Source organism: Castellaniella sp., assembly GCF_034675845.1.
Classification (GTDB): domain Bacteria; phylum Pseudomonadota; class Gammaproteobacteria; order Burkholderiales; family Burkholderiaceae_B; genus Castellaniella.
This window is the reverse complement of sequence record NZ_JAUCCU010000001.1, coordinates 320,121-345,403: the sequence shown is the minus strand read 5'-3', so window position 1 is coordinate 345,403 and position 25,283 is coordinate 320,121. Positions and strand designations below refer to the sequence as shown.

20 protein-coding genes and 1 tRNA gene are annotated in these 25,283 nt (G+C 59.6%); 12 read left to right on the top strand and 9 right to left on the bottom strand.

From position 1 onward, the window contains the following. The first annotated feature begins 22 nt into the window (after nt 1-22). From VDP81_RS01685 to VDP81_RS01670, 4 genes are all read left to right on the top strand, one after another. On the top strand, nt 23-2,071 hold the full coding sequence (locus tag VDP81_RS01685) for a methyl-accepting chemotaxis protein (RefSeq protein ID WP_323011351.1): 2,049 nt from the start codon (nt 23-25) through the stop codon (nt 2,069-2,071). 207 nt (nt 2,072-2,278) lie between these two features. Then, the gene (locus VDP81_RS01680; protein WP_323011350.1) at nt 2,279-3,700 is read left to right on the top strand and encodes a methyl-accepting chemotaxis protein; all 1,422 of its coding nucleotides are present in this window, start codon (nt 2,279-2,281) and stop codon (nt 3,698-3,700) included. Nucleotides 3,701-3,796: 96 nt separating this feature from the next. Continuing rightward, entirely contained in the window at nt 3,797-4,885 is a 1,089-nt protein-coding gene (locus VDP81_RS01675) for a linear amide C-N hydrolase (protein ID WP_323011349.1), read from the top strand. A 127-nt stretch (nt 4,886-5,012) separates the two neighbouring features. Further along, entirely contained in the window at nt 5,013-6,632 is a 1,620-nt protein-coding gene (locus VDP81_RS01670) for a methyl-accepting chemotaxis protein (protein WP_323011348.1), read from the top strand. 80 nt (nt 6,633-6,712) lie between these two features. Here VDP81_RS01670 and VDP81_RS01665 read toward each other — a convergent pair whose 3' ends face one another. From VDP81_RS01665 to VDP81_RS01655, 3 genes are all read right to left on the bottom strand, one after another. Next, complete coding sequence (locus VDP81_RS01665) at nt 6,713-8,620, bottom strand: FAD-dependent monooxygenase (protein WP_322994724.1); 1,908 nt, start codon at nt 8,618-8,620, stop codon at nt 6,713-6,715. A gap of 123 nt (nt 8,621-8,743) precedes the next feature. After that, nucleotides 8,744-11,380: an AAA family ATPase gene (locus VDP81_RS01660; protein WP_323011347.1), complete on the bottom strand. Its 2,637-nt coding sequence runs from the start codon at nt 11,378-11,380 to the stop codon at nt 8,744-8,746. Next, the gene (locus VDP81_RS01655) at nt 11,377-12,495 is read right to left on the bottom strand and encodes a DNA repair exonuclease (RefSeq protein WP_322994726.1); all 1,119 of its coding nucleotides are present in this window, start codon (nt 12,493-12,495) and stop codon (nt 11,377-11,379) included. The genes VDP81_RS01660 and VDP81_RS01655 overlap by 4 nt, the downstream gene beginning before the upstream one ends. 116 nt (nt 12,496-12,611) lie before the next feature. Here VDP81_RS01655 and VDP81_RS01650 point away from each other — a divergent pair, with 116 nt between their 5' ends. Together VDP81_RS01650 and VDP81_RS01645 are read left to right on the top strand one after the other, a co-directional pair. Further along, the gene (locus VDP81_RS01650; protein ID WP_322994727.1) at nt 12,612-13,043 is read left to right on the top strand and encodes a universal stress protein; all 432 of its coding nucleotides are present in this window, start codon (nt 12,612-12,614) and stop codon (nt 13,041-13,043) included. Nucleotides 13,044-13,062: 19 nt separating this feature from the next. After that, nucleotides 13,063-13,935 (top strand): M90 family metallopeptidase, encoded by an 873-nt coding sequence (locus tag VDP81_RS01645; protein WP_322994728.1) that lies wholly within the window; start codon nt 13,063-13,065, stop codon nt 13,933-13,935. Here VDP81_RS01645 and VDP81_RS01640 read toward each other — a convergent pair. After that, a complete protein-coding gene (locus VDP81_RS01640; RefSeq protein WP_323011346.1) occupies nt 13,920-16,127 on the bottom strand; it encodes a sulfatase-like hydrolase/transferase in 2,208 nt (735 codons plus the stop codon). The genes VDP81_RS01645 and VDP81_RS01640 overlap by 16 nt on opposite strands. A gap of 238 nt (nt 16,128-16,365) precedes the next feature. Between VDP81_RS01640 and VDP81_RS01635 the strand changes: the two genes are divergently transcribed. Further along, a complete protein-coding gene (locus VDP81_RS01635) occupies nt 16,366-16,845 on the top strand; it encodes a nucleoside deaminase (RefSeq protein ID WP_323011345.1) in 480 nt (159 codons plus the stop codon). A 28-nt stretch (nt 16,846-16,873) separates the two neighbouring features. On the opposite strand, the gene VDP81_RS01630 is transcribed toward VDP81_RS01635, so the two are convergent. From VDP81_RS01630 to VDP81_RS01620, 3 genes are all read right to left on the bottom strand, one after another. Further along, on the bottom strand, nt 16,874-17,689 hold the full coding sequence (locus VDP81_RS01630) for a hypothetical protein (RefSeq protein ID WP_322994731.1): 816 nt from the start codon (nt 17,687-17,689) through the stop codon (nt 16,874-16,876). 49 nt (nt 17,690-17,738) lie between these two features. Beyond that, on the bottom strand, nt 17,739-18,326 hold the full coding sequence (locus VDP81_RS01625; protein ID WP_323011344.1) for a DUF937 domain-containing protein: 588 nt from the start codon (nt 18,324-18,326) through the stop codon (nt 17,739-17,741). 131 nt (nt 18,327-18,457) lie between these two features. Beyond that, nucleotides 18,458-18,533, bottom strand: a tRNA-Ala gene (locus VDP81_RS01620). A gap of 132 nt (nt 18,534-18,665) precedes the next feature. Between VDP81_RS01620 and VDP81_RS01615 the strand changes: the two genes are divergently transcribed. The 4 genes from VDP81_RS01615 to argG all read left to right on the top strand — a co-directional run bounded on the left by VDP81_RS01615 (nt 18,666) and on the right by argG (nt 23,468). Then, nucleotides 18,666-19,904 carry an alpha/beta hydrolase family protein gene (locus VDP81_RS01615; protein WP_323011343.1) on the top strand — a complete coding sequence of 413 codons (1,239 nt, stop codon included), beginning with the start codon at nt 18,666-18,668 and terminating at the stop codon, nt 19,902-19,904. A gap of 73 nt (nt 19,905-19,977) precedes the next feature. Next, entirely contained in the window at nt 19,978-21,573 is a 1,596-nt protein-coding gene (locus VDP81_RS01610) for a flavin monoamine oxidase family protein (protein ID WP_323011342.1), read from the top strand. Nucleotide 21,574: 1 nt separating this feature from the next. After that, the gene (locus tag VDP81_RS01605; protein ID WP_323011341.1) at nt 21,575-22,012 is read left to right on the top strand and encodes a cytochrome c; all 438 of its coding nucleotides are present in this window, start codon (nt 21,575-21,577) and stop codon (nt 22,010-22,012) included. 112 nt (nt 22,013-22,124) lie between these two features. After that, the gene (argG, locus tag VDP81_RS01600; protein WP_323011340.1) at nt 22,125-23,468 is read left to right on the top strand and encodes an argininosuccinate synthase; all 1,344 of its coding nucleotides are present in this window, start codon (nt 22,125-22,127) and stop codon (nt 23,466-23,468) included. Nucleotides 23,469-23,533: 65 nt separating this feature from the next. On the opposite strand, the gene VDP81_RS01595 is transcribed toward argG, so the two are convergent. Next, complete coding sequence (locus tag VDP81_RS01595) at nt 23,534-23,851, bottom strand: DUF3579 domain-containing protein (RefSeq protein WP_322994737.1); 318 nt, start codon at nt 23,849-23,851, stop codon at nt 23,534-23,536. Between the two features lie 131 nt (nt 23,852-23,982). Here VDP81_RS01595 and argF point away from each other — a divergent pair, with 131 nt between their 5' ends. Then, nucleotides 23,983-24,921: an ornithine carbamoyltransferase gene (argF, locus tag VDP81_RS01590; protein WP_323011339.1), complete on the top strand. Its 939-nt coding sequence runs from the start codon at nt 23,983-23,985 to the stop codon at nt 24,919-24,921. Nucleotides 24,922-24,981: 60 nt separating this feature from the next. On the opposite strand, the gene rpsT is transcribed toward argF, so the two are convergent. Further along, nucleotides 24,982-25,248, bottom strand: a complete 267-nt coding sequence (rpsT, locus tag VDP81_RS01585; RefSeq protein ID WP_322994739.1) for a 30S ribosomal protein S20 — start codon at nt 25,246-25,248, stop codon at nt 24,982-24,984. Between the last annotated feature and the right edge of the window lie 35 nt (nt 25,249-25,283).

The following is a 25,283-nucleotide window of genomic DNA, read 5'->3' as shown; positions in this document are numbered from 1 at the left end:
ACTTTCTTCTTTTGGGGCCGGGATGCTTACATCCTCCATACAGTCTTCAGGCAAGACGATCGGGCGAGTTGACGCCTTTCTGAATCGGCTGCGTTTATGGCAGAAATTCTCCATCCTGGCTGTGCTGGGGGTGGTGCTTGTGGCCACTCCCACCTTTCTGTATCTCAGCGCATCGGGCCAGCAGATCCAGGCAACTCAGCAGGAAATACAGGGCTTGCAGCCCGTGCGCCAGGGCTTGCAGGTACTGCAACTGATGCAGCAGCACCGGGGTTTGTCGGCGTTGGTGCTGAGTGGTGATGTCGGGGCGGGTGCCCGGCGGCTGAATAAGCAAAACGAAGTCGAACAGGCCCTGACTGCCTTGGATGGAACTTTGCGTCAGGATCAGCATGATCCTGCCATCAATAGCCTTTGGCGGGAAACTCAGGATGGCTGGCAGCGCCTGACTGCCCAACTGCGCCAAGGAGGCATGAGTCCGGGGGCCAGTTTTGCCGCCCACACGCGGCTGACTGGCCAGATGCTGCAACTCAGCGACCTCTTGCAGCAAGACTATGGGCTGAGTTTCGAGCCTCAGGCCGATGGTTACTACCTGATCGATGCGGCCCTGAATCAAGCTCCAAAACTATCAGAGCTATTTGGACAGGCGCGCGCCTTGGGGTCCGGGCTGTTGACTCGCCGGACGGCCAGTCCCGAAGAGCGTATCGAGATCCGCGTGTTGCTGGATCGTGCTCAGGAGCATTACCTGAGCCTGAACAGTGCAGTGGCGAATGCGACCCGCCTGGATGCGCGCTTGGCGGATGTGCTGGATGCTCCGGGCAAGGCCGCACTGGATAGTGCCAATCAAGCCATCGAACTTGCCAAGGCGCAGCTGATTGTGGCGCAGCAGCTGGATTATTCGGCCACTGAATATTTTGCGGTCTTCACCAAGGCAGTGGACGCGCAGTTCCAGTTGAATGAGGCTGCCGTGGTGCAGTTGGAACAATTGTTGGTCGCGCGTGCGGATCGTTTGACGCATACCCGGTATTTATTGGGCGGCGCGATTGTGCTGCTTAGTTTGCTGGGTGCCTATATTAATCTGCTGATTACCCGGGCCTTGCTGCGCCAGTTGGGGGGTGAACCCGATTACGCGGCCTCTATCCTGAACCAGATTGCAGCGGGTGACCTGGCGGTGCCGATTCGCTTGCGGGCGGGGGATCGGGTCAGCCTGTTGTTTGCCATGAAGGACATGCGTGATCACTTGGGGGATATCGTGGGCGATGTGCGCACTGGCGCGAATGCGATTGCGACGGCGTCGGCTCAGATTTCGGCAGGTAATCTGGATCTTTCTGCCCGCACCGAGCAGCAAGCCAGCGCATTGACGCAGACGGCAGCCACCACCGAACAGATCACCTCGACGGTGCGTCAGAATGCCGATCATGCCCGGCAGGCCAATACCTTGGCAGCGGCGGCAGCGCATACGGCCTCTCAAGGGGGGGTGATTGTGTCGCAACTGGTCGATACCATGCACGATATCAATCAACGCTCCGAGCAGGTCGTCGATATCATCAGCGTGATCGACAGCATCGCCTTTCAGACCAATATTCTGGCGCTGAATGCTGCTGTCGAGGCCGCCCGTGCCGGTGAACAGGGGCGGGGGTTTGCCGTGGTGGCTGCCGAGGTCCGTGCCTTGGCCCAGCGCAGTGCGTCTGCCGCCAAAGAAATCAAGGGTTTGATTGATACTTCGGTGCAGGCGACGGCACGGGGCAACGAGCAGGCCGCCCATGCTGGAGACACGATGCAGGGCATTGTGGACGATATCCATCGTGTCACCGACATCATGAGCGAAATCGATTCGGCCAGTCGCGAACAGGCCACTGGCATCGAGGAAATCAACCAGGCGGTGACGCAGATGGACGACGTGACGCGCCAGAATGCCAGCCTGGTCGAGGAGTCCGTGGCGGCGGCGGCCAGCCTGAAAGAACAGGCCGAAACTCTGGCGGAGCTGGTCTCGGTCTTTCGGGTGCCGGCAGACAGGGACTCGCTGCCGCAGCGTGATAGGCCCATATCTTTGAGCCTGGGATTTCAGGCGGGATGAGCATGTTGTTTGATAGGAACAGGTGCATATTTTTAAATAAGATATAGATATAAATTATTTACTAATCAGACTATCGATTGATACACTGTAATATCAATCAAACGTTAGTTTGATTTCAGCCCGCCGAACCTGTCTGGGGTCGGCGGGTTGTCTTTAGCCAGACACTTCAATTGTTGGTCATGTTCTAGCCAGCCCATTATTTTCCCCATGCATACCACCCCTCATCTGTCTTCTGCCGCGTCCGACAAAAGCTCTTGTCAGGCTGATCGCATCATGCTGCCCTTGATTTGGGTACTGTTTTTCACCACCTTGGGCCTGGCCAGTTGGCACGATACCTGGGGGTTGGCTTGGGCGGTGGGCTTGCCCTTGGCCTTGATCCCGACCGTCCTGATCTTCTGGCTGCCGGGTCGGCGTGTCACTCGCATGACGGTGGCCGTGGTATTTATGTTGTTTTGCGCCCTGCAGATTCATCAAGCCATGGGGACGGTCGAGCTGCACTTCGGGATTTTTGTCCTGCTGGCGGTGTTGCTGTGCTATCGCGACTGGGGGGTGATCTTGTTGGCGGCGGTTGTGGTGGCCTTGCATCACTTCAGCTTCAATACCCTGCAGGAACTGGGCTACCCCACTTACTGCTTTACCGAACCGGGGTTTGGCAGGGTTGTGGCCCATGCCTCCTATGTCGTGGTTGAAACCATATTTCTGTGCTATATCGCCATCTGGATGCGCCATGATGCGCGTCAGGCAGTTGAATTAAGCGAACTGGTCAGCCGGATTTACCGCGATGGGCAGATTCGCCTGGATGTCAGCGATATGGCGCCTCGCAGTTCTGCTGGCGTGTCGTTGCATCAGGTTGTGCAGGCGGTGGCTGCTGCGGTGGGCAAGGTGCGCACGCATGCCGTCACCATCGATCGGGTGCTGGCCCAATTGCGCAGCGACAATCAAGCGGTTAGCGGGGGGGCGAAGCACCAGGCCCAGGCTATTGCGCAGTCGGTGCAGGCGGTGCAGTCCCTGAATGAGTCGCTAGGCAATGATTTGCAACGTGCCCAGGCCGCCGAGCAGCAGGCCAGTCAGACTACCTTGTTGGCTCGAGAAGGCAGCCGCAGCATGGAGCAGTCCGTCCAAAGCATGCGCGAGATGGTGCAGTTGTCTACGCGGATTTCGGAAATCACGACCTTGATCGACAGCATTGCCTTTCAGACCAATATTCTGGCTTTGAATGCGTCCGTCGAAGCTGCCCGGGCGGGTGAGTACGGGCGCGGGTTTGCGGTGGTGGCCAGCGAGGTCCGAACTCTGGCCCAGCGCAGTGCCGAGGCTGCCCATCAGATTCGTCAACTGATTCAGGCGTCCACCCAGCAGGTAGCGGCAGGAACCGCCCTGATCGAGCGCAGCGGTGCCACCATGCAGCAGTTGTCGGGCGGTGTCGAGGTCTTGTCTGATGTATTGAAGGCATTTTTGCAGGCCAATCGTGAGCAGGCGGATCAGTTGCTGGAGCTGGAACGTGCCATGGCGCAGGTGCAGGAGGTCGCCGAGACGACCCTGGGCAATGCCAATCAAAGCGACGGGCTGGTCCGGCATCTGGGACAGGGCGCCAGCCAGCTGAATGGCGCTGTGGCTTTGATTGGGGCGTAGGCAGGGCATTGTTTGGAGACATGGTGATGCCTGTCTGCAAAAGTGTGAGCAGGCTGGTATCGTACTGAACACAATGTTCATCGGAAAGTACCTTATATGTGCACTTCTTTGCTATATCGCGATGCCAACGATTGCGCCTATCTGGGCCGCACGCTGGAACTCAGCCTGGACCTGCCTTACTTGGTCGCCCGTTTCCCGCTGGGAGCCGAAATCCAGTCAGTGGTGCAAGGGCATCCAGGGCAAAAATGGGCCATGCAGCATGCTGTCATCGCGGTGACCATGCCTGCCATGCCACCCGTACCGGGGGTAAGTTTCAGCCCGTCGGATCTGAAGATCATCGAAGGGGTGAATGATGCCGGCCTGAGCTGCAGCGTGCAGTCCTACCCCCAGGCGGGGGGGCCGCAGGCTGCGCTGGATGTCGCACGGCCCGCGATTTCGGCAGCCGACATCGGGGCGTTTGTGCTGGGGTGCTTCAGCACGGTCGCGCAGGTCAAGGCAGCCCTGGAAGATACCCAGATAGAACTCTCGCCGATTCCTATTCTGGGTGGATTGCAGATGCCGTTTCATTATGCGGTGCATGATGCCACTGGTGCCAGCCTGGTGATCGAATTTCACCATGGCGCGCTGACGGTGTATGACAACCCTGTCGGGGTGATGACCAATGCGCCGCAGTTTTCCTGGCACCTGACCAATCTGAATAATTACACGTTTTTATCCAATATTGATCGGTCGCGCGGGCGGTTTTCCGAGTACGACGTGGTGCAGCCCGGCTCAGGGATTGCCAAGGTCGGCCTGCCGGGCACTGATACCTCGGTGGATCGCTTTGTCCGGGCGGCATACTATGCCCAGTTTGCCGAAAAACAGACGGACCCGGACCAGGCGGTGCAAATGGTGGCGCACATCATGAATAACTTTGATCGACCACGCGGCATCACGGTCGATCCACCCGAGCAGGGCAGTAGCCATCTTCAGGTGGCAGGGCATGCGCTGAAAACCATCCCTACCGAGTTCACCAGTTGGACCAGCCTGACGGATCTAAGCCGTCGGCGCCTGTATCTGCGCGGTGGTGCCGGCATGAATTATGTCTGCCTGGATCTGATTGCCTCGGCGCCAACAGACAGGTTCAGTGTTATCCCCATGAGCCAATTGGTACCGTCCATGCCTCTGATGGCCGTGTTGGGCTGAAGCCAGATATCAATCCGCCTGCGTGCCAGATGGATGCAGGGTGCCCGCCATAAAACCATATTAGAAACATTGGTATTATCCTGCCTTTGCCTATTAATCCCTATATTTCCTAGAGCCTGACGCAATTATGTGGAACCGACTCTCTGTCACGCGACGTTTTGTCGTGGTGCTGTGTATCTTTTTATTGTCCATCGTGGCGATTGCCTGGGTGGGATTGGCTGGCCTGGCATCTGCACGCCATAGTCTGATGACCTTGCATGAAATTACGATGTCGCGCGCCTTGCTGGCCGGGCAGGTGATTGAAAACACCAGCCTGAACCGCATGGAGGTGCTGCTGGCATTTCAGCACGCGCCTGATAATGTGCTGGCCGGTATTCATGAGCACCCAGTGTCACAGCACCTGGATGCCATTGCCAAACGGCAGCAGGATGCCAAAGCCTTATTCGATGAATTAGGCGAGGGCTTGGCGGATGCTCGCGGAACTGCACTGTATGAAGAGGTCAAGCGGACGCGGGATACTTGGCGTAAACCGCTGTCGGCAGCCATCAATACCGTGCGCGGGGGACATTACGGAGCATCCGCAATGGCGGATTTTCTAGCGGCTGGGCGCACTGAGGCAACGGCATTTATTAATGCCTTGCAGGCCTATCAGGCTTATCAGGTGCAGGCTGCAGACGATTTTGCGCAAGCTGCCGAAGACCGTTATCGCCTGTCACTGATTATTTTTGCCCTGGCTGGCTTGTTGTTGGTTCTGCCTTCGCTGTGGCTGGCTTTGCGTTTGCTGGCGCGCCTGAATCAAGGATTCGGAGCGGCCAATGCCGCCAGTGCGCAGATTGCCGAGCGCAACCTGACCCAGGTGATCAGTCATGTGGGGCAGGATGAAATTGCAGTCTTGCTGGGGCGCATGGAGTCCATGCGGCTGAATCTGTTTCACGCCATGACTGAGGTGCGCCAGGGGGCGGCTACGATCGCGTCGTACTCGGCTCAGGTCGCGGATGGGTCTCAGGATCTATCGGCCCGCACCGAGCAGCAGGCCAGTGCGCTGCAAGAAACCGCGTCGGCCACTGAAGAACTTGCCGCCACGGTGCAGCACAATGCCGATCATGCCGCTCAGGCCAAAGAGCTGGCCCAGACGGCCGCCCAGACGGTGCACCACGGCGATCAAGTGGTTGGCACGATGGTGCAGACCATGCTGGCGATTCATGAGTCTGCCAAACGTATTGTCGACATTATTCAAGTGATCGACAGCATCGCCTTTCAGACCAATATCCTGGCATTGAATGCCGCCGTCGAGGCTGCCCGCGCCGGTGAACAAGGCCGGGGCTTTGCGGTGGTGGCGGGCGAGGTCCGTAGTTTGGCCCAGCGCAGCGCCGACGCTGCCCGAGAAATCCAGGGCTTGATTCAGGATGCCGTGGCCAAGGCGCAGGCGGGCCATGAACAGGCTGGTCAGGCCAGTACCGCCATGCAGCATATTACGGGCGATATTGGAAAACTCAGCAGCATTGTCGAGGAAATCGCCCTGGCCGGACGAGAGCAAGCCACCGGATTGGGCCAAATCAACCAGGCGGTGGTTCATCTGGATGGGGTGACCCAGCAAAATGCCGTCCTGGTCGAGCAGACCTCCGCTGCTGCGGATGCGCTACGCAGCCAGGCCGACCAGCTGGCGCAACTGACCAGCAGTTTTCGCCTGGGCGATGGACATGAGCAGCCGTTTGCAGCGCGTGGGCAGCCCTTGCTATTGGGCTGATTGCCGGAAACTGCCTATAGCAAAGAATGGACGGGGGATCATGTCACGGCAGGCATCCCCCGAGTAGTTGCCGGATCGGTTCAGGGTGCGATTGGCCCCAAGACGGCATCGAAGAATGCGCCGACGTCCTGATGTGCGCTCAGGGGCAGGACATGGGCCACATATTGATCTGGTCGCACGATGACGATGGCGCCATCGCGGCTGATGCCGCGCTCGGTGAAAATATCGCTGCCATCCCCGCCGGGGCCGGTGCTGGCGGCAAAGACTTTTTCGTAGTCTTGCAGGGCATAAGGGCCGACGAGCGGTTTGAAGACTGCTGGCACCATATTGATATTGACTGTGTCAAAGCGCTGCTGATAGATGACCTTGGCATCGATCCAGGCATCCGGGTCCAGGGTTGCGGGCGTGCGGACGATGGGGGAATGCGGATCGGCAGCCAGCCAATCGGCGAAGTCCGTCAGCGCCGACGCCTGGCCCGGTGCTGTCTGGTCGGCGAAGGCATAGATGCGCCAGCGTCCATCGGCGGGGGCTTGATGGCCGAGTTCGAGAACATTCATGTCGCATACGCGCACCACGGGGGATGATTTGAAGCGTTTGCCCACCGGGTAGCCGCTGGCCAGATTCTGGTGCTGTTGCCCGCCCGTAATCATCGAAGGGGTGTATTGCGTCATGAAGCCGCTGGGGAATTCAAAGGTCTTGACGTAGTATTTCTCGACCTCTGCGGGATCTTGCAGTTGATCGGGCGGCGTGGCCATCAGCGTGGACCATTCGCGATCAAAGCGGATCAGGTCGCTGGCCACCACTTGGCGTTCTGCGGAATAGGTATCCAGCAGTGCTGCCGGGCTGCGGCCATCGAGCACATGGGCGATTTTCCAGGCGATGTTGAAGCCGTCTTGCATAGAGACATTCATGCCTTGGCCCGCCTTGGCGCTGTGCGTGTGGCAGGCGTCGCCTGTGATAAAGACGCGCGGGCTGCGGGTGCCGATGTCGGCTTGATCCACGTCATCAAAGTGGTCGGTGAGGCGGTGGGCGACTTCGTAGACACTGAACCAGGCGACGTTTTTGACCTGCAGGGTGTAGGGGTGGATGATCTGGTTGGCACGTGCGGCGATATCCTGGATCGGCGTGGCGCGGATGCTCTTGGCATTGTGTTCGTCGATGACGCCCAAGTCCACATACATGCGGAAAAGATAGCCGCCCTCGCGCGGGATCAACAGGATATTGCCGCCGTCATGCGATTGGATGGCGCATTTGGTGCGGATATCCGGGAAATCCGTGCTGGCCACGACGTCCATCACCCCCCAGGCGTGCATGGATTCGCTGCCTGACATGACTCGCCCAATGGCTGTGCGCACCTTGCTGTGTGCACCATCGCAACCGATCACGTATTTGGCGCGCACGGTGCGTTCCAGGCCTTCTTGCGCCAATGCCGAGCCGCGCAGCTGTATCTCGACGGGGTAATCCTGGTCATCGTGCACCTGCAGGCTCACGAACTGCCAGCCAAAATCGATTTTGATCTTGGCGGGTGCGTTCATCATGGCTTCAGCAAAGTAATCCTGGATGCGGGCCTGGTTGACGATCAGGTGGGGAAACTCGCTGATCTGGTAAGAGCCATCGGCGGGCAGACCGCTGCGGATGATGTTTTTCGGGTTGTCGGGATCGGGCGTCCAGAACGCCATGGCGGTGATGTGATAACCCTCTTGCATGACGCGCTCGGCAAAGCCAAAAGCCTGGAAGGTTTCGACTGAACGGGACTGGATGCCATCGGCATGGCCCAGATTCAGGCGTTCACCGCGCCGCTCGATCATGCGGGTGTGGATGCCTGGAAATTGCGCCAGTTGGGCGGCGGCGATATGGCCTGCGGGGCCCGCACCGACAATCAGGACATCCATGGTGTCGGGCAGGGTCTCTGGGCGGTCGATGCCGGTGCCGGTGGCGGGACGGATACGGGGCTCGCCGGAAATATACCCGTGGTGATGAAATTGCATGATCTTCCTTGTTTGGTCAGCTTGCCGACTTGTATCAGACCCACAAGATCGGCATGAATAGCCACTTTATAGCTAATATGTTATCAACTTAAAGCAATTGCTTGGACTGGGCTAAACCCTAGCTTAACGAGTGCGCAACGCCTGCATGGTGGTGGCGGTGACCCCCAGATCTTTCCAGTTGTCGGGATGGCAGGTGAACAACAGAATCTGGTGGCGCTGCGCCGCATCGAACAGGACCCGCTTCATGTGCGATAGGCGCTGGGGGTCGCTATGCACCAGGGCGTCGTCCAGGATGATCAGGGTGGGGCGGCCGGCAGCTTGCAGCAGATCCGCGTAGGCCAGCCTGCTGATCAGGCCCATTTGCTCGCGGGCGCCGTAGCTAAGTGCTGGGAACGCATCGTGGGTCTCGCGGCCATGCGTGCTGCGGATCAGTTGTTCAGGCGACAGATCCTCGTTGACGCTCAGGCGCGACTGCGGGAAAAGCAGCTGCAGGTAGTGGTCCAGATGGCGCTGCAGTGGGGCCTGTATCCGGCGGGTCAGGGCCTGACGTTTGGCGTTCAGCAGCGTCAGCAGCATATCCAGTGCGGCGGCATGGCGCTGCAGTTCATCGTGGCGACGCTTGGTCTGCGCTGACTTCAGGGCCAGCTCGGCGCGTTGTTCTTCCAGTCCATGGGCACCCAGGGCATCCAGCTTGCTCTGCAGCCTGGCGATTTCCAAGGATCGATCCTGAGCCTCTTTTTCCAGGGCGGCTGCCGTGTGGCTGTAGCGCTGGATATCCTGACGCAGAATCTCTGGCCTGGCCGTGTCGATTTGCGCCTGACGGTTGGTGATGCGCTGTTGCAGGCCGGATTCTTGGGCGTGCAGGTCCAGCAGTTGCTGATTCAACGCGGTCGCGTGGTCCTGGTGTGCACTAGTTTGCAGGGCGGTGTGCAGTTTTTGCCATTCTGCCTGGGTGTTGGTGACAGCTTGCTGGGCCAGACTTAGGTGCTTATCAAAGTCGCCAAGTTGGCGTTCGGCGGCGTGCAACTGCGCCCGCGTTTGTTCCAGGGCAGATTCAGCGACGTTCAGGCTGATGCCGTCCGGTGTGGCTTCGGGGAGTTCTGCCAGCTGCTGCGTCAATGCCTGTTGTCTTTGTTCGCCTTGGGTCTGCTGTCTGATCAGTTCATCGATTCCGTGGGCCGCTAGGCTGCCCAGCAACAGTTCATGGCGGCTGATTGCGTCCAGGTGGGCTTGGCGCTGTTCAGCCTGCAGTTCAGCGTGCTCAATGCTATCGACCTGCAGCGCAGTCAGGCAGGCGTTCAAGCGGTCTTGCGTGGCGAGCCGGCGGCGGGCCAGGTCGGCGATGTCTTCGCCGCCGGGCTGGATGCGCAGGGTGCCGACCTCGGGCACATTCAAAATGACCGCTTCGGTCAGCAGGCGTTCTCCGGTAGCGACTAGCGTTGCGTCGTTCAGCAGTATGTGTCGGCCAGGCAGCAGATCGAAATGCAGGCGGGTGGCGACGGCACGCTGGGCGATGTCGATGTTGGCCAGTTCCTGATGAATGTGACGCAATTGCTTCAGGGCGTTTTTGTCGACGTGCAGGTCTTGGACCAAGTTGCGCTGTTCCAGCAGTTGGGCTTGCAGGGTGCGGGCTTGTTCCAGTCGGCTGCCGAGTTCAGTCAAATCCAGGCTTAATTGGCTGGACTCGCGGCTCAGGGTGTGGCGCTGTTCTTGTTGACGGGCCTGGCGCAGTGCGTCATCAGCGGCCTGGTAGGCGGATTTGGCTTGGGATAACTGGCTGTCTATCTGGGGCTGCTGGGCTTTCAGGGCATTCAGTGCCTGGCTGGCCAAGTCTTTTGCCTGCGATCTTTGGGTCAGGTCGGTTTGCTGTTTGGCAAAGGCCGTCAGTTGGTCGCGACAAAGTGTCTGTTTATCCTGGCAGTGGCGCAGGTCCTGGTATTCGCGCTGCTGGGCCTGTTCCCACTCCTGGACTTCGCTCAGCTTGGCTTGGGCTTGGGCTGCCTGTTCGCGATAGGCCAGCCAGGGCTGGGCAACATCCGATTTTTGCAGCTGCAGCAGCTCGCCCAGGTGATCCACCTGCTGCTGATAGGCCGCGATATCATCATCCAGGGTCGCCAACTGTGATGCATAGTCGGCAGATTGCTGCTTGGCCTCGGCGTAGGCGCCAGTGGGGCGCCCGGTGCCGGTCAGCAGGCTGGCGCGTTCTTGAGAGACTTGGTTGATCAGGGCTTCACCGCTGGTGCTGGCGACCTCGCCCAGGCTTTCGCCCAGGGCGGCCTTCAGGTAGTCTGCGGCATGCTGGACCGGGTCGTGAATGTCTTGACCAGAGCCCTGTGCTATCCATAGCAGTCCGGGGATGCCCCAGTGTTCGGCCTTGCTGATGCCGCGCCCTGGAAAGCGATAGCCCAGCAGTTCAGCCAGTTTTTCCTCGGCTTCTTCGCCGTTGAACAGTTGGCCGTCGATATTCAGGTCGCAGCGCTTCTGCTTCAAGAAGCGTTTGTTCAGTATCCAGTGCTGATCTTGCCAGGTAAAGTCCAGCTGTACGCTGGGGGCGGCCGATGAGTCGCCCCAGGGCTGCAGATCCTCGACTGCACTGGATTTATGGCGTTCGAAAAATGCCGCCCGGATGGCCTGGACCAGCGTGCTTTTGCCGGATTCGTTGGGGCCGGTAAAGAGATTGATGCCTGGGACCAGGCCGTTGATCTCCAGGGGGTCATGAAACTGGCGCAGTTGCTCGATGCGGATGCTTTGCAGTTTCATGGCTGGGCCTCGCGTTGCGCACGCAGCAGCCTGGATAGAATGATCAGGGCGTCCCGAGCGGTGTCCGCCTCGTCGCCCGACTGACGGTCGCGCAGATCGGCAATGACTTCGCCCAGGTAGCCATCGGCGCGCAGGGCGGCGATGTCCTCGGCGGTCGGCACCAGGCGCAGGTCGGTCAGGTCGTATTGCAGACTGCGGCAGCGGCCTTGGGCGATGGACAGCGCCTGTCGCAGGCGCTGCTCGTCGTGCAGATCGATCTGCCCCGTGAGATGCAAATCCAGCACCGCATGCGCGGGGGTCTGCTGCAAGCGCAGCAGCAGTTGGTCCAGGTCGGAGGCCACCGTCAAGGTGGCAGTCCAGTGCTGCCAGTGGTATTGGGTCGTGGTGTGCGGCGTGACCGTGGGCTTGACGCCGACCGCTGGCAAATCTACCAGTAGCACCTGACCTGCGCCGTTGTCCTTGAAACGCTCCTGTTCGGGCGTGCCGCTGTACCAAGTGTGTGCGTCGATCTGCTTCAGGCCGTGCCAGTCGCCCAGCGCCAGGTAGTCCAGCCGTGCGCGTCGGGCGCGATCAGCGGCAATCGGGTTGCTTGAATCGATGTCATCGGCCAACAGGCCTTGGATGCTGCCATGCGCCAGACCGATGCGCAGCAGGCCGGGCGTGGTCTGGGCGGCATCAAACCAGTCTGTGGTGTCTTGATAGGTTTGACGTTGAGTCAGGGGGGCGGCCAGGATCGCCAGCCCCTGCTCGGGGAATTCCAGGATATCGGCCTGCAGCATGACATGGGCGTTGGGAGGGATGGCAGACAGCCGCTGGGCGCGTCGCCAGACGCTTTCGGCCAGTGCCGCATCGTGATTTCCAGGGATCAGCACCCAGGGGCCGGAATAGGCCTGCAAAGCGTTGAACAGGCGGCGAATGGTGCGATCCGACACGGTTTGTGTGTCGAATACATCGCCCGCCACCAGCACGGCATCGACCGCTGTGCGGGCCGCCAGGCTGGCGATGCGTTCGATGGTGCTCAAGCGCGCATCGGCCAGCACGGCAGCGTCTTCTGGGGCGAAACGCCCATACTGGCGGCCAATCTGCCAATCGGCGGTGTGCAGGATTTTAGGCATGGTTCAGCAAGGTCTTCCGGCTGTTTTTGGCGGGGGTGGGGCGGCATGCGCCGAACACACATTCTAGGGCTATGATCATGAATCACATAATCAGCCTTACTCCCCAGGAGATTTATTTGAACATCAACGCAATTCTTGTTTCGGTAGACGGTTCCGCTTCTTCGCTGCATGCGCTTGCATTCGCGATCCAGGCGATGCAGCGGCGTGATGACGTCACGTTGCATGTCCTGACCGTGCAGGCCCCGATCATTTCCGGCGGCGTCAAACGGTTTATTTCGGCTGAAGTCATTGCCGATTATTATCAGGACGAGGGCCGTCAGGCCCTGCAGGCCGCCAAGACCATGCTGGATGAGTCCGGCGTAGCCTACCAGGAACATATAGAAGTCGGCCCGGTTGCAGAGACCATCCATCGCTTTGCCAAGGACCATGAATGTGGGCTGATCGTCATGGGCACGCGGGGCCTGGGCTCGGTCGCCGGGCTGTTGATGGGCTCGGTCGCCACCAAGGTACTCAGCCTGTCGGATATTCCTGTCACCCTGGTGAAATAACCAGGAGGGCATTGCTTGCATGCTGCGTTGGCTGCTGGGGCGGGATGCCCGGAATCGGGCATTCGACCAGGCCCTGAAAGCGCTGGATGCACGGATTTGGCCGCCATTGCTGGCGCAGCATGATTTTCTGCGTGGGCTGGATGCACAAGAGGTCGAAACGCTGCGCCAGCACACGGCATGGATACTGGCAAACAAGGCTTTTCATGGTGCCCATGGCCTGCCGGTGACGCCGGACATGTGCCGCTCGATTGCAATTCAGGCTGCCTTGCCGATTCTGGGCTTGGATACGTCCCTGTACCGGGGTTGGACGCAGATCGTGGTGTATCCAGCCGGTTTTTTGGTGCCGTGCATCGAAATCGACGAAGCGGGCATAGTCCACGAATATGTCCAGGAAGCGTCCGGCGAATCGTGGGAGGGCGGCCCGGTGATTTTGTCCTGGGAAGACGCCAGTGCGAGGGGCGGTGAGCAGGCAAACGTGGTGATCCACGAGTTCGCGCATAAATTGGATCAGCGGGCGGGCGGTGCGGACGGCATGCCCGGCTTGCGCGCCCACCGGGATCTGGATGTCCGTCGCTGGAACGCGGTGCTGAACGCAAGCTTTGATGACTTCAATGCTCGGCTTGATCGGGTCGAGGCGAGCATTCCGCCCGATATGGACCCTGATTCTGCTGCTGCCGCTGTCTGGTATGCAACGCTGCCGCTGGACTCTTATGCCGCTCAGGATCTGGCGGAGTTTTTTGCCGTCAGTTCGGAAAGTTTTTTCACCAGCCCCCAGGCCATGGCTCAGGCCTGGCCGGATTGGTACGACCTGCTGGCTCGGTATTATCGGCAGGACCCCCTGCGGCGACTGCTGCGCCGCAGGGACCCAGCCTTCGATCAGCGCAGCGTATAGGTCCGTGCGCAGGCCTTGTTCAGATTGGCCAGGATGACAGCTTCGTCCTTGCTGTCGGTCTTGCCATCAGCGTATTGCGGCGTCGGGAAGTCATACACGCTGGACAGACCCCAGTCTTGTGCGATTTGTCGCCAGTTGTTCAGGTCTGCCGCATTGACGACGCCATCGAGATTGCCATCGCCTGGACAAGGCGGATTGGAAGCCAGCATGGCATTGAGCTTGTCGCGCAAGTCTTTGCGGATGGCCTCTAGCTCAGGGTCTGTGGTTGGCAGCAGGTTGCGGTCCGCAGTATCCAGCAGGGGCACGGGTGCGGCCTGGTTGACCGTGTAGAGTTCTTCGCTGCTGAATTCCTTGGGTCCATCGGTGGTCGGGTCGTAGTCCACACTGGTGTTGACCACCAGCTTGTAGTGTTCGTTGCGGATCGCCACGGAGGACTCGGGCACGAGGGTCAGCTGGCTTTGCTGAGGATCGGCCTTGTAGCGCGCTTCGTTCACATCGGCGCAGGTTGCATAGCCGGCGCCCGGTGGATTGGTGGGGATGACGGATGCGTCATCGTAGCCAGCGCCCCAGTAGATGCCCTGGTTATCCTCGCATACGCTCTTGGAGGTTGGGATCACGGTGCAGGCTGTGCTCATCACGCAGGGCCCGTTGCGCCCGCCGTTGGCTTGCTGGTTCAGCCCACCCATGGTGAAGTTGATCGTGCGCAGGCTGCCTTGGCCCGGATCGGTCAGATACGGCAGGATGCCGACCGAATCAATGGTGTGTGGCACTTCTTTGTGCGCATCCAGGCCAGCCAGTTCGCCAAAGAACTGGAACAGGTCGACCATATTGACCATGTGGTCGACTTCGCGGTCGGGCTGAACCACCTGGGGGCCTGCGATGATCAGGGGGTCCCACACGCCGGTTTGATAGGCAGTCCCCTTGGCTCGTGAGGGATCGAAAGGCAGTTTGACGGCTGCGGCCAGAGAGCCGTTGTCGCCGACAATGACAATGACGGTATTGGTCGCTTGGGGGTTGTAGTCCAGGCTGCCGTCCTTGTTGTATTTGGCCATGCCGGTTTCGACCAGCAGGCGGCCGAACTCCGTGTCCAGGGCTTCGGTCATGCGATCCTGGATAATGCGTTGATCCAGTGCGCCGCGTTCGCCATCGGATGTGCAACTGAGCTCGTCAAGCGGGCTGACGCCACTGGGCGCCAATGGCACCAGTTTTTTAGGGGGCTGCTGCCAGGGCGTATGGGCGGCACTGTAGCTGACCGTGGCCATCCAGGGCTTGTCGTCGGGGCGGGAATTGATCCAGTTGATGGCGGCATCGGTTTCGATGCTGGTCCGGTATCCCCGGGCACGCGGATCTGACAGCGCCACGATTTCAGTCGCGCCGTTTTCAATGATGACCAGCGGCGATACGTAATATGCATTCTGGATATTGAAGTCGAGATACGAGGGCATTTCGCCGCAGGTTTCGTTGGGCACCAACAGCCCCCCGGACGCGATGCATTGCACGCCTGCCACATCCTGATCCACCGAGGTGCGGGTCATGACGGTGCAGCTGCCGTCGGCCTGGTAGCAGGCGCCGCTTTTTGCGCCGCCCGCAAGCCGTTCGCCCGGGATGAAGCCGCACATGCGCGTGCCCGCCTTGTCGTACCCGCCCACGGTCTTGTCGTTCGATCCGGGCAGCCCGCCGATCCAGCCATAGAAGTAATCCCAGCCGAGTACGCTGGGTGTCGAATTTTCAGCTTCGTTGTTTTCCGGCCCGCCCAGGTGGAACTTACCGAACATCGCGCTTTCGTAGCCCGCCCGCTTGAGCAATTTTGGGGCAGTGACGCTATAGGGTGAGAGTTGGGATGTGGCCAGATCCTGAGGGCCGATTGCCTGGTTGATGCCGGTGCGCAGAGGGTACTGGCCGACAAACATGGCGGCGCGGCCGGGAGAGCATTCCGGCATGGACCATGTGTTGCGAAAGCGCACCCCGGCCTGGGCGACAGTATTGATGTTGGGCAAGATCGGCCACATTTCCCCGCCGTAGCCGAAGATCTTCATCTGGTCGATGCCGACGTCATCCATGATCACGAACAGGATGTTGGGGTTGCTGGCAACGGGTTCATTGGGGGAATCCCCGCTGCTGCCATTGTTGCAACCGGCAAGCGCCAGCATGGCCAAGCCCGACGCGCATAGGGCTGGAACAGTTTTTTTCAAGTTGATCTCCGGTGCAGGGTGGCTTGCCGATGCAAGCCATGCCGTTCTGTTTTGTGCAACGTAACAGATTTAACTTGAAGTGTGAAGATTATTTTTATGACGGACCGGCTGGCGGGTCTACCTGGCGGTTGGGAACACCGAGTTTCGAGCGTCACAAAGTGTGGGGCTTTGATGGTAAAAGAGGAGGGTGATGCACTGCTCAGGCAGCTTGGCTGGGCGTTCTTTTCAAAGGAATTCGATGGTGAACGAATCTGATCTGATTTTTCTGCGACGCTGTGTGGAGTTGGCCACAGAAGCGCTCGATGACGGCGATGAACCGTTTGGTTCCATGCTGGTGTCGGCGGATGGACAAGTGCTGTTCGAGGACCGCAACCGGGTTTCTGGCGGAGACCATACCCGCCATCCTGAATTCGAAATCGCCCGATGGGCGGCCAGCCATCTGTCACCGGACGAACGCGCCCAGGCAACGGTCTATACCTCTGGCGAGCATTGCCCCATGTGTGCGGCGGCGCATGGGTGGGTGGGTTTGGGGCGTATTGTTTATGCCGCTTCTTCGCAGCAACTGGTCGCCTGGCTGCAGGAACTGGGCGTGCCGTCGCCGCCTGTCAGGCCCTTGTCGATTCAAGAAGTCGTGCCTGAAGTCGAGGTAGAAGGTCCAGCCCCGTCATTGGCCGATCCGATCTACCAATTGCACAAACGCCTGCATGCGCGTGGTTGATGCACGTTGATGCTTGTGTTTGACCCTGTCAATCGGGTTGGGGTTCTCCGGCGAACACCACGGATTGGCACTTCAGGTGCAGCATTTCCAAGCCATCCATTAAAAAGAATCCAGCTTCCCAGGGGTTTTTCAGTACGAAGGCAGTGCGTACCTGCTCGTACAGGGGCGCGGTCTCTGGCACCTGGTAGGCCTGCATCTCCAGAATGGTGTAGTTCCAGTGGATTGCCTGCTCAAAGGAGAATTTGGCGCGTTCGTCGATAATGAAAAAACAGTGCGGATTGCGCTTTAGCTGGCGTGCCTTGAAGGTGTTGGGCACCGAAATCAAGAATATATCATCGGCCACGGTATTGAGAAAAGCCAGCACGGTCGTGTGCGGCTGGCTGATTGCCATGGTGGTCAGGATGCCGACTTTATTGGGGTGTTCGCGTTCCTGGATAGGCCCCAGGGTTTGCAGGGGCGTGATGGGCAGGTCGTTTTCGGCGCGGGTGTCCTGTGGAAAGTCATAGCCGGGCTCGCGGTATTGTTCGATGACCTGCAGGCCATGAATCAGCATGTATTCTATGGGTTGCAGGGTCAGCCAGTCCTCGTCTGTGGCCACCACCCGTCCCTTGTATGACGTCCGGTACACACGCAGTTCTGCGTCCAGTTCGTCTACCCCGGTGCGATTGTCCAGGTGCAGGGTTACCAGTGCCCCCACTGTCAGGGCATGTCCCTTGGGGATAAAGACTCTGAGTCCATTGTTCGAGCGTGGGTACACCACCCCGACGTGATGCACGGTGCCCTGCTGCTGGTATGCCGCAAGCACCCCCAGCAGTTGATTGCCCAGATAGTCTTTCAGTGCCATTTTGTCTTTCCTATTGTGTGCTCACCAGCCCCAGAGCCTAGACCGCCTATCAGCGCATGAGTTTTCCTGCCATGTGCATGACGTCGTCGAGCGCATTGCCATCGCCATTCAGGTCAAGCATTGCAGCCAAGCCGCCTGTTGCCTTGCCCGTGGCTTGGTTGTTGCCAAACACGCCACCCAGCAATTGGCCCAGACCGTCCCCCAGTGGTGAGGACTGAGGGTTTGCACCCTCGTTCTTGGCCATCAGGCCGGTGACCAGCATCGCCAGTATGGGCAGCATTTTCTTGAGCAGATCGGGAGACAGTTGTGATTGCGAGGCTGCATTTTGCGCAACAGCGCGGCTGACATCCTTGGAACCAAACAGTTGTCCCAGGACATCGTTGCCGCGGCTGATATTGGTGGGTCGTGAGGACAGCACATCGTCGAGTAGTCCGCTGCCGCCTAGCTGACCGAGCAAGCCGGCGAGGCCTGCTGCGTCCGAGGCTTGAGCCTGGGTTTGCGTCTGTTTTTTGAGCCCGCCGAGGATGGCCGGAATCAAGGCATCTGCGCCGCTGGCGGCTTGAGTTTCGCTCACGCCGAGTTCCTGCGCGATGGACTTCAGGCCACCCATTTGGGTGAGAATATCTGTGATCTGCATGGCTTTCTCCTGTGTGGCGCCCAACTGACTTTATATACTATATGTCCTATCACGTCCTCACGATGCAGGTCAGGCGCAGCGGGGGATCGCCCAAAACAAAACGCCCGACAGAGACCTGTCAGGCGCTTGTTTGGTGGAGACGAGGAGGATCGAACTCCCGACCTTCGCATTGCGAACGCGACGCTCTCCCAGCTGAGCTACGTCCCCGAAAGACGGAAATTCTAGCATATAAATTTTAGCCCGACGTCGAGGCCAGCCATTGCGGCGGTCAGTAATCTCCCGCATGGTTGTTGGCGTGCTCTGACTGTACTCTGTGTACAGACATCGCAGGAGACCGTCATGGCGGCAGGGCTGGAGCGCGGCAGTACCCGGGTGGCCGGGTTCAAGGACCCGGAGATGGATCATCAGTTGATGCGCCAGCTGGGGGCGGTGCGTTACGGCGGGGCCGCTGTTGGTCAATGCCTGGCGCTGGCCAGACAGATTCAGGATGCCGATGCGCAATCCTGGGCGCGGGCTTTTGCGGCGACTGCCGCCCACCAGATGAGCGACGCCGACCGGCGCGAACGCAAGGGACACGCCGTTAGCGCCCGGGACCAATATCTGATGGCCTGCAATGGCTTCAGGGCGGCTGAATACTACTTGCCGGTGGATGACCCTCTGCACCGGGAATACGGCCTGCATAGCCGTGCCGCTTTCTTGCATGCGATGCGTTGTTCGGGGCTGGCCTGCCGTGAACTCTGGTTTTCTCAGGAGGGCTTACGCTTGCCTGCTTATCATCTGCGGACACCGGGGTCTGCGGGCGATCGTGTTCTGATGATAGTCAGTGGTTATGACGGCACCTTGGAAGAGTCCTGGCTGGCCTATGGCCGGGCGGCTCAGGAAAGGGGCTACGATCTGCTGTTGTTTACAGGGCCGGGACAGATGGATACCTGGCGCTTCAATTCGGCCAGTCATTTCCAGGCAGACTATGAAAAAATTGCTCATCAGGTACTGGATTATGTCCTGTCCCAGCCTGGGGTGAATCCGCAGCGCGTGGCTCTGATGGGGATCAGCTTCGGGGGATATTTCGCTATGCGGGTTGCGGCCTTCGAGCCCCGGGTACAGGCGCTGATCCTGAATTCGCCTATCATCGACCTGCATGCCTACATGGTTTCTTTCATCGGCCTGGACCCGGCGGATTTGCCTGCCGCCGATGATTTTGGCGTGGCGGATTTGTCCGATATCCCGGATTCCGTGATGAATGCCCAAGTGCGTCTGATGTCGCACAACCTGATGTTGCGTTTCGGACGTCCCGGCTTTGCGCAGACCTACCAGCGGATTCGAGATTTTTGCCTGACTGATGCGGACATGGCGCGGATTGTCTGTCCGTCTCTGGCGCTGGTCGGCGATGGCGAAGGCGCCGAGCCCCTGCGCCAATGGCAGGCGTTTCAGGATCGGACGGGTGGTGCTTGTGCTGCGTGGCGCTTTACCGCCGCTGAAGGCGCCGATGCACATTGCCAGGTGGGTAATCTGGCGTATTCGGCGGCAGTGTCCATGGATTGGCTGGACGAAACCCTGGCACAAAAGGCTGTAGGCTAGTGCAGGGCCAATGTCAGCCTGCACTTTGGTAGAACTTTCCAATATCGCCACGCGGCGTGCACAAGGAACCCATGTGACCACTCTCACTCATTTGACTCGCAGGCAAGTGCTGAAGATGATTGGCCTGTCGGCGGGCGCCACCGCCATGTACCATGCCTTGACCACGCTGGGGCATGCGCAGCCATCTCCGTTCAGCGGTCCGCCTACGCTGAGCGGTGCAAAACCCGGCACGCGGGTGCTGATTCTCGGGGCAGGGCTGGCGGGGTTGCTGGCCGCCCACGAGCTTTCCAGGGCAGGTTACAGCGTAGAAATACTCGAATATCAAAACCGTCCGGGTGGACGCAACTGGACGCTGCGCGGCGGCGATACCTACACTGAACTGGGCGGTGCCAAACAAAAGGTGACGCTGGCCGAAGGCAACTACTTCAATCCCGGCCCTTGGCGCATTCCGTATCATCACGCTACCGTGCTGCACTACTGCCAGCAATTAGGCGTGCCTCTTGAACCCTTTATTCAATTCAATCACAACGCCTATCTGCACAGCACCGAGGCCTTCGGTGGAAAGCCGCAGCGCCTGCGCGAGGTCTGGTCCGATCTTCAGGGCAGCGTAGCCGAACTGCTGGCCAAAGCCGTGCACAGCGACAAGCTCGATTTACCGATGGGCGTCGACGACCGCGATCAGTTGCTGCAAGCCTTGCGAGGCTGGGGGCTGTTGGATGCCGACTATGCTTATCGATCCAGCCACCATACGGCTTTGCGCCGTGGCTTCAGCGATCCGCCCGGCGGCGGTTTGGTGTCTCCTCCAAACCCCGGTCCTCTGCTGAACCTGAAAGACCTGCTGCACCCATCGGTCTGGCAGGGCCTGAATTCTTTGCTGGTCTATAACGCACAGCCCACCATGTTCCAGCCAGTGGGCGGCATGGACCAGATCGGCAAGGGCTTTGTGCGCGCCCTGGATGGCAAGGTGCCCATACGCTACAACGCCCAAGTCAAGCAGGTGGCGCAAAATGCGGAGCAAGTCGTCGTCACCTATGAAGATTTGGCCAGTGGCGGCACGCATCAAGCCAGCGCTGACTGGTGTATTTGCACGCTGCCTCTTACCGTGCTGGGTCGGCTTGACGTGCAGGTGTCGGGTCCCATGCAGGCGGCCATCCGGGCCGTGCCCTACGCGGGATACGTCAAAGTAGGGCTTGAATTCCGGCGCCGATTCTGGGAAGAAGACGACGCTATTTTCGGCGGCACCTCGGTCACCGATCAGCAGATCGGACTGGTCTCCTATCCAAACCACCAGTTTCTTTCCAAAGGCCCGGCCGTGATGCTGGGGGCCTATGCTTCTTCACCAGAAACCAGCATCGCTCTGACAGGTCTGACGCCCGAAGAACGCATCGAGACCGCCTTGAGTCAAGGCGAAAAAATCCATCCGCAATATCGCAAAGAATTTCTAAGCGGTGTGACAGTGGCCTGGTACCGTGTGCCTTGGATGCACGGCTGTCGCGCCCGATGGAGTCAGACCGCTCGAGAACAGCACTATGACGCTTTGGCGGGCATGGATGGCCGTGTCGTGCTGGCTGGCGATCACCTGTCTTATATGCCTGGCTGGATGGAGGGTGCCCTGCAGTCGTCACTCAGCGCCATTGAGCGGCTCCATCAACGTGCCCAAGGAGGCTGACATGAAGTACCGCTTTGAACGACGCGTGGGCGTCTGGCTGGCATCGCTTGCCTGCAGTGCGTTGATGGGCACGGCCTGGGCCGATGCCGATCCCAGCAGCAATCAACGCAGCAACATGCTCGACCGCGAACCCCTTACCGGCGACGCCGTGTATCAGCAATATTGTCAGGCCTGTCACATGTCCGACGCCAAAGGGGCTACCGGCGCCGGCTATTTCCCGGCTTTGGCGGGCAACCCCTTACTGGCCGCTGCGGGCTATCCTGTTTACGTTATTTTGCATGGGCAGGGCGGCATGCCGTGGTTCAACGGGATGCTGAAAGACGAAGAAATCGCCGCCGTGGTCAATTACATTCGCAGCCATTTCGGCAACCAGTTTCCCGATCCGGTCAGCGCCGCCGATGTCGCGCAGATGCGCGGGCCGGTGCCTGTCGAGCAATAAGGCTGTCGCCCAGAGGCGCTTCGCAGTGTTCAGCAGCTTGAGGGGGGCAAGCCTCGTGCCCCACGACGATATAATGACCGATTGTCTTTCACTCTGGCCATATCGGAACCCCATGAGCACAACCATTCTAGAAAACCTGCCGGTCGGGCAGAAGGTCGGCATTGCCTTTTCAGGCGGCCTGGATACCAGCGCTGCCCTGCTGTGGATGAAGAACAAGGGGGCGCTGCCCTATGCCTATACGGCGGATCTGGGCCAGCCCGACGAATCCGATTACGATGAAATCCCCCGCAAGGCCCTGCTCTATGGTGCTCAGGGCGCGCGCCTGGTGGATTGCCGCGCCCAATTGGTGGCCGAGGGTATCGCGGCATTGCAGTGCAATGCCTTTCATATTTCCACGGGCGGGGTCACGTATTTCAATACGACCCCCATCGGGCGCGCCGTCACGGGCACCATGCTGGTGTCGGCCATGCACGAAGACGACGTCCATATCTGGGGCGATGGCAGCACCTTCAAGGGCAACGATATCGAGCGCTTCTACCGCTATGGCCTGCTGACCAATCCGGATCTGAAGATTTACAAGCCCTGGCTGGATCAGCAGTTCATCGACGAACTGGGCGGACGTGCCGAGATGTCCCAGTATCTGGTGGAACACGGCTTCGACTACAAGATGTCGGCTGAAAAGGCCTATTCCACGGATTCCAACATGCTGGGCGCTACCCACGAAGCCAAGGACCTGGAACACCTGGATTCGGGCATTCGCATTGTGGACCCCATCATGGGGGTGGCATTCTGGAAACCCGAGATCGACGTCAAGGCCGAGGAAGTCACGGTGCGCTTCGAGGAAGGCCAGCCCGTGGCGCTGAATGGCGTGGAGTACACCGATCCGGTGGCGCTGATGCTGGAGGCCAACCGCATCGGCGGGCGTCATGGCCTGGGCATGAGCGACCAGATCGAAAACCGCATCATCGAGGCCAAGAGCCGTGGCATCTACGAAGCCCCCGGCATGGCGCTGCTGCACATCGCCTACGAGCGCCTGGTGTCCGGCATTCATAACGAAGACACCATCGAACAATACCGCATCAATGGCCTGCGCCTGGGGCGCCTGCTGTACCAGGGGCGTTGGTTCGACCCCCAGGCCATCATGCTGCGCGAAACCGCCCAGCGCTGGGTGGCGCGCGTGGTCACGGGCGAGGTCGCCCTGGAGCTGCGCCGTGGCAATGATTATTCCATCCTGAATACGCAGTCGCCCAACCTGACCTATCACCCGGATCGTCTGACCATGGAAAAGGGCGAATCCATGTTCTCGCCGCTGGATCGCATCGGCCAGTTGACCATGCGCAATCTGGACATCGTCGATACGCGCGAAAAGCTGTTTACCTACACAAAGGTGGGCCTGTTGGCCAAGAGCAGCCAGTCCGACATCCCGCAGATCCGCCAGGATAAAGCGGCTGACTAAATAGGGCAGGCGCAGGTGTTGCACAAAAAGGGGCTTAGGCCCCTTTTTTAATGGTGGCTTGTGCGTCAGGCCGACGCGTCCAGGTCTTCCAGAGGCGCGCTGGTGTCGGTGGTCAGCAGGTGGTTGCTGTCGGCGAAATCGCAGGCGAATTTCCAGGCCAGGGGTTCCAGCTGACGCAGGCGATGATCGATGACGACACAGGGCACGCCGTCCATGCGGCGAGGTGTGGCGTATGGAGAATAGGACAGAGGGTTAGGCAGCGACCCGGCTGGACGAAATTGAGACAGAACTCCGGCCAGTCGTTCGGCCCAATCACTGGGGCGGAATCGCTGGCCATCCACGGTTTTGCCGTGGATGATCAAATGCTGGACAGGGTGGGTCATGTGGGTTCCAAAGACGGGGCACGCCTGGCAGACAGGTGCGCATCATCCCCTACGCCGCGCATTGTATCCGATCGGCGTTTTGCGCGTCCTGCCATCACACGGTAACATGGTCGTTTTACATAGGGTTCCCCATGTCAGCAGCCAATCCCACCGGGCCTTTGCGGCATTTCTTGCAGTTGCGTGATTTTTCTGAGGATGAGATCCACTATGTCATTGAGCGCGCGCGCCTGATCAAGGATAAATTCAAGCGCTATCAGCCGCACCACACTCTGCACGACCGTAATCTGGCCATGGTATTCGAGAAGGCCAGCACCCGCACGCGGGTGTCCTTCGAGGCCGGCATGTACCAGTTGGGGGGCTCGGTCATCTACCTGACGACCGAGGGTTCACAACTGGGCAGGTCCGAGCCCATCGAGGACACGGCGCGGGTGATTTCGCGCATGGTTGATCTGGTGATGATCCGTACCTTCGAACAAACGCGCATCGAACGCTTCGCCGCGCACTCGCGGGTGCCGGTCATCAATGGCCTGACGAATGAATATCACCCGTGCCAGATCCTGGCCGATATCCTGACCTTTGTCGAGCATCGCGGTGCGATCCGAGGCAAGACCGTCGCCTGGATCGGGGATGCAAATAATATGGCCTATACGTGGCTGCAGGCCGCCGAATTACTGGGCTTTACCCTGCATGTTTCGGCGCCATCCGGTTATCGTCTGGACCCCGTGCGGGTAGGGCAGCAGCCCGATTCGGTGTTGCGCCAGTTTGACGACCCCCTGGAGGCCTGCCGTGGGGCAGACCTGGTCACGACGGATGTCTGGACCAGCATGGGCTACGAGGCCGAAAACGAGACCAGGCGCCTGGCGTTCGCCGACTGGTGCGTGGATACCCAAATGATGGCTGCCGCGCAGCCTGGCGCTGTTTTCATGCATTGCCTGCCCGCGCATCGTGGCGAGGAAGTCACGGGCGATGTCATCGACGGCCCGCAAAGCGTAGTCTGGGATGAGGCTGAAAACCGCCTGCATGTCCAGAAAGCTCTGATGGAGTTCCTGCTGTTGGGGCGTCTTCAGTGATCCAGCAATAACAAAGGCGCCCTAGGGCGCCTTTTTGCAGTGCAAGCTGCGTTTCAGTGATCAGGCAGCAAGTGCCTTGATCGCGGCAGACAGGCGGCTCTTGTGGCGTGCGGCCTTGTTCTTGTGGATGATTTGTTTATCGGCCACGCGGTCAATAACGCTGCTGGCCTTGCGGAAGGTCTCGTTCGCAGCGGTCTGGTCGCCGGTCTCGATGGCCTGGCGTACGCGTTTGATCGCGGTGCGCAACATAGAGCGCATGCTGGCGTTGTGTTTGTTAAGGGCAACGGCCTGACGGGCGCGTTTACGGGCTTGTGCGGAATTAGCCATAGATTATTATCTGATTTGCAAAAATGGAAACGGAA

Coding starts and splice junctions, on each gene's coding strand:
- VDP81_RS01685 (WP_323011351.1), top strand. CDS start 23: ATGCTTACATCCTCCATACAGTCTTCAGGCAAGACGATCGGGCGAGTT.
- VDP81_RS01680 (WP_323011350.1), top strand. CDS start 2,279: ATGCATACCACCCCTCATCTGTCTTCTGCCGCGTCCGACAAAAGCTCT.
- VDP81_RS01675 (WP_323011349.1), top strand. CDS start 3,797: ATGTGCACTTCTTTGCTATATCGCGATGCCAACGATTGCGCCTATCTG.
- VDP81_RS01670 (WP_323011348.1), top strand. CDS start 5,013: ATGTGGAACCGACTCTCTGTCACGCGACGTTTTGTCGTGGTGCTGTGT.
- VDP81_RS01665 (WP_322994724.1), bottom strand. CDS start 8,620: ATGCAATTTCATCACCACGGGTATATTTCCGGCGAGCCCCGTATCCGT.
- VDP81_RS01660 (WP_323011347.1), bottom strand. CDS start 11,380: ATGAAACTGCAAAGCATCCGCATCGAGCAACTGCGCCAGTTTCATGAC.
- VDP81_RS01655 (WP_322994726.1), bottom strand. CDS start 12,495: ATGCCTAAAATCCTGCACACCGCCGATTGGCAGATTGGCCGCCAGTAT.
- VDP81_RS01645 (WP_322994728.1), top strand. CDS start 13,063: ATGCTGCGTTGGCTGCTGGGGCGGGATGCCCGGAATCGGGCATTCGAC.
- VDP81_RS01635 (WP_323011345.1), top strand. CDS start 16,366: ATGGTGAACGAATCTGATCTGATTTTTCTGCGACGCTGTGTGGAGTTG.
- VDP81_RS01630 (WP_322994731.1), bottom strand. CDS start 17,689: ATGGCACTGAAAGACTATCTGGGCAATCAACTGCTGGGGGTGCTTGCG.
- VDP81_RS01625 (WP_323011344.1), bottom strand. CDS start 18,326: ATGCAGATCACAGATATTCTCACCCAAATGGGTGGCCTGAAGTCCATC.
- VDP81_RS01615 (WP_323011343.1), top strand. CDS start 18,666: ATGGCGGCAGGGCTGGAGCGCGGCAGTACCCGGGTGGCCGGGTTCAAG.
- VDP81_RS01605 (WP_323011341.1), top strand. CDS start 21,575: ATGAAGTACCGCTTTGAACGACGCGTGGGCGTCTGGCTGGCATCGCTT.
- argG (WP_323011340.1), top strand. CDS start 22,125: ATGAGCACAACCATTCTAGAAAACCTGCCGGTCGGGCAGAAGGTCGGC.
- VDP81_RS01595 (WP_322994737.1), bottom strand. CDS start 23,851: ATGACCCACCCTGTCCAGCATTTGATCATCCACGGCAAAACCGTGGAT.
- argF (WP_323011339.1), top strand. CDS start 23,983: ATGTCAGCAGCCAATCCCACCGGGCCTTTGCGGCATTTCTTGCAGTTG.
- rpsT (WP_322994739.1), bottom strand. CDS start 25,248: ATGGCTAATTCCGCACAAGCCCGTAAACGCGCCCGTCAGGCCGTTGCC.